This is a genomic window from Sphingopyxis sp. SCN 67-31, from assembly GCF_001725095.1.
The window spans coordinates 1-6,149 of the sequence record NZ_MEFH01000169.1 but is presented as its reverse complement, the minus strand read 5'-3'; the positions used below and the strand labels follow the sequence as shown (position 1 = coordinate 6,149).

General features: G+C 68.8%; 6 protein-coding genes. 1 reads left to right on the top strand and 5 read right to left on the bottom strand.

The genetic code is table 11. The annotated features are described in order from the left end of the window. From ABS88_RS22835 to ABS88_RS22820, 4 genes are all read right to left on the bottom strand, one after another. Nucleotides 1-2,063 (bottom strand): ligase-associated DNA damage response DEXH box helicase (locus tag ABS88_RS22835; RefSeq protein WP_286750682.1); only part of this gene is annotated, 2,063 nt, incomplete at its 3' end. A gap of 94 nt (nt 2,064-2,157) precedes the next feature. Continuing rightward, nucleotides 2,158-3,039, bottom strand: a complete 882-nt coding sequence (locus tag ABS88_RS22830) for an OmpA family protein (protein ID WP_003041644.1) — start codon at nt 3,037-3,039, stop codon at nt 2,158-2,160. A gap of 159 nt (nt 3,040-3,198) precedes the next feature. After that, nucleotides 3,199-3,819 (bottom strand): LysE family translocator, encoded by a 621-nt coding sequence (locus ABS88_RS22825; protein WP_217372788.1) that lies wholly within the window; start codon nt 3,817-3,819, stop codon nt 3,199-3,201. Continuing rightward, nucleotides 3,816-4,283 (bottom strand): cupin domain-containing protein, encoded by a 468-nt coding sequence (locus ABS88_RS22820; RefSeq protein WP_286750681.1) that lies wholly within the window; start codon nt 4,281-4,283, stop codon nt 3,816-3,818. The genes ABS88_RS22825 and ABS88_RS22820 overlap by 4 nt, the downstream gene beginning before the upstream one ends. Nucleotides 4,284-4,402: 119 nt before the next feature. On the opposite strand from ABS88_RS22820, the gene dapE reads away from it, so the two are divergent. Continuing rightward, the gene (gene dapE / locus ABS88_RS22815; protein ID WP_286750680.1) at nt 4,403-5,536 is read left to right on the top strand and encodes a succinyl-diaminopimelate desuccinylase; all 1,134 of its coding nucleotides are present in this window, start codon (nt 4,403-4,405) and stop codon (nt 5,534-5,536) included. 3 nt (nt 5,537-5,539) lie between these two features. On the opposite strand, the gene ABS88_RS22810 is transcribed toward dapE, so the two are convergent. Then, on the bottom strand, nt 5,540-6,112 hold the full coding sequence (locus ABS88_RS22810; protein WP_217372791.1) for a Smr/MutS family protein: 573 nt from the start codon (nt 6,110-6,112) through the stop codon (nt 5,540-5,542). Nucleotides 6,113-6,149 lie beyond the last annotated feature (37 nt).

The following is a 6,149-nucleotide window of genomic DNA, read 5'->3' as shown; positions in this document are numbered from 1 at the left end:
CCCCCGATCACCGCAACCTCGCGGAAGGCGCGCTTCAGGAGGTGCGAATTTTCGACCCATTCGACGAACTCGCCTTCCAATATGGTCGCGTCGAACAGCGCCTCGGGATGCGCGACCGGCTTCAGCGACCAGAGCGCGAGCGCATAGTCGGAAGCGACGAAGCCGAGCGGCTGGAGCCCCGCGCGCTCCATCCGTTTCGACAGCAGCATGCCGAGCGACTGGTGGGCGTTCCACCCCTCGAACGGATAGCAGACAAGATAATGCGCGCCCTCGTGCGGGAAGGTTTCGACGAGCAGCTCGCCGGGGCGCGGCAGCACCGAGCGCAGCGCCTGCATCTCGAGCCAGAAGCGCACATCCTCTGGAAAGCGCCGCCAGCTCGCCGGATCGGCCAGGAAGGCGCGCACCCGGTCGGCGAGCCGCGTCGACAGCGCCATCCGCGCCCCGACATAGGAGGGAATACGTGCCGGACGCGTCGTTGCGCGCACGATGAGGTCGGTGTCGCGGATCGTCTCGACCTCGAGGCTGAGGCCGGCGAAGGCAAAGGTGTCGCCCGCGGTCAGCGTGCTCGCGAAATATTCCTCGACACTGCCGAGGCGCCGCCCGTTCTTGAAGCGCACGTCGAGCGTCGGGGCATCGACGATGATCCCGGCGTTGAGCCGGTGCTGCGCCGCGAGCCGGGGGTGCGCGATGCGCCAGCCGCCCTGCCCGTCGGGCGCGAGGCGGCGGAAGCGATCATAGCTTTTGAGCGCATATCCGCCGTCGCGAACGAAGCCGAGCAGGCGCGCAAAGAGCGCGGCGTCGATCCAGCGATACGGCTGCGCACCGCGGATTTCGGCAAGCAGATCTTCCTCGCGGAAGGGTGCGGCGCACGCGAGGGCCATGACATGCTGGGCCAGCACGTCGAGCGCGCCGGGACGGAAGCGATCGGCATCGCGCTCGCCCGCCTCGACCGCGTCGAGTGCGGCGCGCGCCTCGAGATATTCGAAGCGATTGCCCGGCACGATCAGCGCCCGGCTCGGTTCGTCGAGCCGGTGGTTGGCGCGACCGATACGCTGGAGCAGCCGCGACGAACCCTTGGGCGCCCCCATCTGGATCACGCAGTCGACATCGCCCCAGTCGAGCCCGAGATCGAGGCTGGAGGTCGCGACGAGCGCCCGCAATCGCCCCTCGGCCATGGCGTTTTCGGCGCGCTGGCGCGCCTCGCGGTCGAGGCTGCCGTGATGGATCGCGATCGGCAACGACAGGTCGTTGACCTTCCACAATTCCTGGAAAATCAGCTCGGCCAGCCCGCGCGTGTTGCAGAAGATGATCGTCGTGCGGTTCTTCGCGATTTCGGCCATCACCTGATGCACCGCATAGCGTCCCGAATGCCCCGCCCACGGCACCGCCCCCTCAGGCAGCAGGATCGCAATGTCGGGATCGGCGCCGCGCTCGCCCTCGACCAGCGTCACGCGCGTCGCATCGCCCTCGGGCGCGAGCCAGGCGCGATAGGCGTCCGCATCGGCAATCGTCGCCGACAGGCCGACGCGCCGCAGCCCCGGCGCAATGCGTTCGAGGCGCGCGAGCGCGAGGCTGAGCAGATCGCCGCGCTTGCCGGTCGCGAAGGCGTGGATTTCGTCGATGACCACCGTCTTCAGATCGGCGAACATCGCGAAGCTGTCGGGATAGGACAGCAGCAGCGACAGCGATTCGGGGGTGGTCAGCAGGATATTGGGCGGCCGACTGCGCTGGCGCGCCTTTTTGTCCGAACTGGTATCGCCGCTCCGGCTTTCGACGCTGATGTCGAGATCCATGTCGGCGATCGGGCCGAGCAGATTGCGCTCGACATCGGCGGCCAGCGCCTTGAGCGGCGAGACATAGAGGGTGTGCAACCGGTCGGACGGGTTGGCCGCAAGGTCGATCAGACTGGGGAGAAAGCCGGCCAATGTCTTGCCGGCGCCGGTCGCCGCCACGAGCAACGCGCTTTCGCCGCGCTGCGCCGCCGCGAGCATGTCGGCCTGGTGCCGCCGCAGCCGCCACCCGCGGTGCGCGAACCAGCCGGCGAAGGGAGCGGGAAGCGACATGCGCGAGATGTGGCGCCGACGCTGCGCCGCGGCAACCCCTTCGCGCCCGCCGATGAGGCGGGGCGGGCGTGAACCCGCCCCGTACGCGCGTGGCTTAGAGGCCGTCGAGCCCCTTGCTGACGAGGATATTCACGGCCACGCGGCGATTCTGCGCCTTGCCTTCGACCGTGTCGTTGCTCGCTGCCGGATCGGCTTCGGCCATTCCGGTCGGCGTGAGCATGCGATAGGGCTTCCAGCCGCACGCCTGCTGCAGATAATTCACCACGCGCCCGGCGCGCTTTTCGCTGAGCTGCTGATTGAGTTCCTCGCTGCCGGTCGAATCGGTGTAGCCGACGACGAGCAGCAGGGCATTGTCCATGCTTTCCGCCTGCTGCGCCACGGCGCACAGATCGGATTTCGCCTGCGGCGACAGGACCGACTGGCCGGTGTCGAAATTCACAGTCGTGGTGGCTTTCACATTATACTGGTCGATGTCGCCCATCCGGCCGCGCAGCGCTTCGGTGGCCGCGGTCTGTTCGGCGAACCGCTGATCGGTCCCGTTGCGGATCATCGAGGCGGTGCGCAGATCCTTGCTCTTGAGATCGATCTGGCTGGCGACCAGCCCGCCGTCCCACTGGCGCGTCTCGACCGACACGGGAAGGCCGTTGAGCAGCGCTTCGGCACCAAGCTTGTCGCGGTTCAGGCCCAGAAAGCCGCCGCTCGACTTGATCGTCGTGGCATCGGCGATGGTGATCACGGTGTTGCTGCCGTCGGCGGTCGTCACCTGCATCCGGTCGCCGCTGCGCGCCGAGATGATGCCTTCGACCTTCGGGCCTTCGGCCATCTGCGCCATATCGGGCGGCGCGGCACCGGTTACGAGCAAGGATCCGTCGCTTTCGGGCGCATCCTGCGCCTGCACCGCCACCGCGGTGCTGACCGAGCCGGCAAGCATCGCCAGCAACAACAATCGCTTCGATTTCATGGAAACTGCACGCATTACGCTACTCCTTCATTCCGAGCCGCCCCCGCGAGTTCCCGCCGCCCTTTTCTGCACCTGAAATCGTCCGGCAAGGCCGTTGATCGATCGCGCCGTCCATATGAGCAGATTGTGCGGCGAACCGTTGGCGAGGGCGCACTTTCGGCGCAATTCTGGCGGTCAGCGACCTGCGGTCAGCGCAAACCATATCGCCACCCCGACGATCGCGAGCGCGAGGATGCGGCGAACGGTGCGGGTGCGCGCCGGGTCGGAAATCCAGCCGCCGACCCGGCTCCCCGCCACGACAATGGTCAGATGCACCGCGGTCGCGATCGCGATGCTGACGAGCGCGAGCGCGAAGGCGAGGCCGAAGCCCGGCACCTGCCCGCCATTGAAGCGCGGGATGACGACGACGTAAAAGAGCATCGCCTTGGGATTGAGCAGATTGACCACCAGCCCCGACAGGAAATGGTGCCGCGACCGGCCGGGCGCGGCGATCAGCGCCGGCGAATTTTCGCCGGCGTCGCGCCAGCTTTCCCAGGCAAGCCAAAGCAGGAAGGCGGCACCGCCCCAGCGCAAGACCTGCCACAACAGCGGACTGGCCGACACGATGAAAGCGATCCCGAGCGCGGCGGCGAGCGCGTTGACGAACAGGCCGATCGCCACCCCGGCGGTCGCGGCGAGCCCGGCGCGGCGCCCCTCGCCCATCGCCAGCGCGGCGAGCCACGCCATGTTCGGGCCCGGTGTCAGTTCGATCAGCAGCACCGCCAGCGCAAAGCCGATCCAGTCGGCGTCGGTCACGGCAGGCGTTTCGTCGGATAGGGCGTGCCGTCCTTGTGGAAATAGCCGTCGGGCGTGAATAGCATGTCGATGTCCGAATAGCCGCCGCCGGTATCGTGCAGCTTGCCGCCGCCCAAGGCGACGAAGACGCAGTCGGCGCCCGATTCATTGACCAGATGATGGCCGTTGGTGCTGCCCTTCGGCCATACCGCAATGTCGCCCGCGCGCATCGGCCAGCGCCCCGCGTCCTCGACGAGCGTGGCTTCGCCCGAAATCATCACCAGCATCTCGTCCTCGCCGTCGTGCCAGTGGCGCTGCGACGACCAGGCGCCGGGTTTCAGCACGACATGGCTCGCGGCGAAATCGGCAAGGCCGGTGGCCGGCGCGAGGCGGCGGTACCAGCGCCCCTGCACCGGCGCGTCATAGGGGGCGGGATAGCCGGTGGCGTTCGTCTGCGGGATGGTGTCGAGATCGAGCTTGGGCATGGCGGTCCTCCGATCTCCCTTTTGCCGTTCGCATCGAGCGAAGTCGAGATGCCCCTCGGCGCAGCGCACGGACGAATGGTGTCTCGACTTCGCTCGACACGAACGGATAAAGGACGCTCATGACCATGACCATCGACCCCGTCGACCTTGCCCGGGCGCTGATCGCCGCGCCGAGCGTCACGCCCGCGACCGGCGCCGTCTTCGACGTGCTGGAAGCCGCGCTCGCCCCGCTCGGTTTCACGGTCGAGCGCTTCATCGACGGGATCGAACCCGACGGGCCGGTCGAAAATCTGCTCGCGGTACGGGCGGGCAGCGGCCCGGTGCATTTCGGCTTTGCCGGGCATCTCGACGTCGTACCCCCGGGCGTCGGCTGGACCGGCGATGCTTTCGCACCCGAAATTCGCGGCGATCTGCTCTACGGCCGCGGCGCGGTCGACATGAAGGGTTCGATCGCCGCCTTCGTCGCCGCGGCGGCGGCAACCCCCGCCGACGCGGGGACGATCAGCCTGATCATCACCGGCGACGAGGAAGGCCCGGCGATCTTCGGCACCCGCGCGCTGATGGAGCATATGGATGCGCGCGGGGTGAAGCCCGACATGATCGTCGTCGGCGAACCGACATCGGTGAACCGGCTTGGCGACATGGTGAAGATTGGCCGGCGCGGATCGGTCAATATCTGGATCGACGTGCCGGGGACGCAGGGCCATGTCGCCTATCCGCACCTGGCCGACAATCCGATCCCCAAGCTGGTGCGCATCCTGGCGGCGATCGACACGGTGACGCTCGACGAGGGGACCGCCTGGTTCCAGCCGTCGAACATCGAGTTCACCGACCTCGAGGTCGGCAATGGCGCGACCAACGTGATTCCGGCATCGGCGCGCGCGCGGCTGTCGATCCGCTTCAACGACCAGCAGAAGGGCGCCGATCTGGTCGCGATGGTCGAGCGCATCGCGCAGGATGTCGAGCCCGCGGCCAAGGTGATCGGCAAGATTTCGGGCGAGGCCTTTCTGACCCCGCCGGGCGCGCTGTCGTCGCTCGTCGCCGAGGCGATCCGGGCCGAGACGGGCATCGAAGCCGACATGTCGACGACCGGCGGCACCTCTGACGCGCGCTTCCTCCACGCGCTGTGCCCGGTGGTCGAATTCGGGCTGACCAATGCGACGATGCACAAGCTCGACGAGGCGGTCGCGGTCGAAGACCTGCACACGCTGACCGCCATCTATCGCGGCATATTGGACCGCGCCTTTCGCTGACGCCTAATCCTCGCGGCTGCGCCGCAGGATGACATAGACCGCGCCCGCGCCGCCATGGCTGATGTGCGCGGGGCGCAGCGCGACGATGCGGTCGGCATGGGGCGACACCGCAAGCCAGTCGGCAAGCGAAGCGCGGATTGCGCCGCGCGGGCGCGGCTCGTGCGGCTGCGGCAAGCGGTCGGCGCCCGGCCGCAGGCGCCCCGCGACGACGAGCAGCACGCGCGCGCCGCGCAGCAGCGCCCGCCCGATCGCATCGTCGAGCAGCGCCTGCGCCGAGGCAAGGCTGTGGCCGTGGAGATCGATGCTGAGGTCGGGGCGGACGTGCCCCTTGCGCAGCCGCCGGTCCCAATGGCTGTCGAGCGTCGCCTGCCCATGGGTACGGCGCGGCGGGGGGAGCGCAGCGGGCCGGGCCCGCGCCGCGGCGGCAACGGCGAGGCCGCGCGGCTCCGGCTTGGGTGGCCGCACCGTCGGCGGCGCCGCCGGTTCGAGTGGCGACGGCGCGCGGTGGAGCGGCTTCACCGTGGCCGCGACCCGTTTCCACAGCGCGTTTTCTTCGGGAGCGAGGCGCCGCGCCATCGCCGGTCAGCGCGCGGCGGCGGTGAGCCGCGCGACC

Bases quoted from the DNA above. Each gene is read 5' to 3' on its own strand.
- ABS88_RS22830 (WP_003041644.1), bottom strand. From the start codon at position 3,039: ATGCGTGCAGTTTCCATGAAATCGAAGCGATTGTTGTTGCTGGCGATG.
- ABS88_RS22810 (WP_217372791.1), bottom strand. From the start codon at position 6,112: ATGGCGCGGCGCCTCGCTCCCGAAGAAAACGCGCTGTGGAAACGGGTC.
- ABS88_RS22820 (WP_286750681.1), bottom strand. From the start codon at position 4,283: ATGCCCAAGCTCGATCTCGACACCATCCCGCAGACGAACGCCACCGGC.
- dapE (WP_286750680.1), top strand. From the start codon at position 4,403: ATGACCATGACCATCGACCCCGTCGACCTTGCCCGGGCGCTGATCGCC.